Source organism: Kitasatospora sp. NPDC057512 (assembly GCF_042802135.1).
GTDB lineage: Bacteria > Actinomycetota > Actinomycetes > Streptomycetales > Streptomycetaceae > Kitasatospora.
The window spans coordinates 1-1,680 of sequence record NZ_JBHVET010000642.1 but is presented as its reverse complement, the minus strand read 5'-3'; the positions used below and the strand labels follow the sequence as shown (position 1 = coordinate 1,680).

The following is a 1,680-nucleotide window of genomic DNA, read 5'->3' as shown; positions in this document are numbered from 1 at the left end:
GGTGTTGAGGGTGTGGGGGTGGTCGGTGCCGAGGACGCGTTCCTGGTCGGCAAGGACCTGTTCGAGGAGGTGGGTGGCGTCCTCGGTGCGGCCGGTTTCGTGGTAGGCGTGCGCGAGGTTGTGGCGGACGATGAGGACATCGGGGTGGTGGGCTTCCAGAAGTCGCTCGCTCGTGCTGAGAAGATCGCTCCAGTACTGCGTGCCGGTGGTGTACAGACCTGCCGCCATGAGGCTGACCCCACACTGGAGGAGGACATCGTGGATTCCCCTCGACGGTCGGATCAGGTGGGCGGCATCGTGCCCGGAGAGGACCTCGGTGTTGGCCCGAAACGTCGCGGCCGGGCCGTGTACGCCGTAGTCCGCGCTCGGCCACATCTCCAGGAGGGCGTTGGCGCCCGTGAGGACGGCCTGCGGGGTGTCGGGGCCGATGTCCAGCGCGGCCCGGGAGGTGAGCGCGTGGACGGTCACCTCCCGGTGGGAGGTCTCCGTGTGGTTGATCAGGCTGTAGTTGTGCAGCACGGCGAGTGCGTCCAGCGCCTCCTCGGCCGTGACCGGCCTGCCGCGAATACTGCTGAGGTGCTTCAACGCCGCTTCGGTGCTCCACAGTTGTTCCGGATGGCCGGCCGGGTCCAGTAGTGCGGTCAGGTGGAGGACGGGCCCGGCGAGGCCGATCGGCTGCTCGAGCATGGCCGAGTCGAGGGCCAGGAGCAGTGCCGCCCTGATCGGCCCTCGGTAGCCGTCGATGCCGGAGTGGTCGGGGAGGACGGTGTCCAGGCTGCGGGTGCGGTCGCGGAAGAGTTCGAGGTAACGGCCGCAGCTGCGGCGGGTGTTGACCATGTAGGCGGCGGCGTGGGCCAAAGCGAGTGGCAGGTGGCCCAGTTCTTCGGCCAGCTCCTCCGCGTGTTCGTCGAGGAAGCGGGTGCACTTCGCGCGCTCCAGCCGTTCGCGCAGGTAGGCGGCCGACTCGGTGGGGGAGAAGGTGCTGACGTCGATGAGCGTTCGGTCGCTGCCGGTGCTGGCCGCTCCCCGGTGGCGGGTGGTGGCGATGACCCGACCCCGGCCGCCTCGGCTGGTGACGGGCCACAGCTGTTCGGGTGTGTGCTCGGTGGTGTTGTCGAGGAGGATCAGCCAGCTGTGTTCGGTGGTGGCGAGCCAGGCGAGGAAGCGCTCGGCGTCCTGCTCGGCCTCGCCGTTCGCTCCGGGTACTTGGAGTTCGACGGCGGCCCGGGCGTACAGCTCGGTGACGGCGGAGGGCTCGGCGGCGTCGGCCCACAGCACCAGGTCGGTGCCCGCCTCGACGGCCTCGCGCGCGTAGTGCGCCGCGAGTTGGGACTTCCCGACGCCCCCGCCACCCGCCAACACCTGGCTGAGCACGACCGTCCCGTACTGCCCCCGAGCCTCGTCGATCTCCCGCCGCAGTTCCTCGCGGGGCTGGAAGGCGGTCGCCTTCGGCGGGATCCGCCCGATCACCACCGGCCACCGCACCTCGGCAGCCGGTGCCGCGTACTGGTGGAAGGTCATCTCCCCGGCCTGCTGCACGCCGCCGTGCACGGTGGCGTTGCCGTAGATGCCGTTCCTGACCTGCCACCCCTGCTGCACGTGCCCGCCCCCGCCGCCCGACCCGCTGAACCGGCCTCCATTATGGGAGCCGGAAACGGCGCTGCCGTGCCGCCCGAGGAG

General features: G+C 70.7%; 1 protein-coding gene. It reads right to left on the bottom strand.

Annotated features, from left to right (window positions below):
- On the bottom strand, positions 1-1,599 hold a 1,599-nt coding region (locus tag ACFU6K_RS31030), incomplete at its 3' end, for a tetratricopeptide repeat protein (protein WP_380668644.1).
- Between the last annotated feature and the right edge of the window lie 81 nt (positions 1,600-1,680).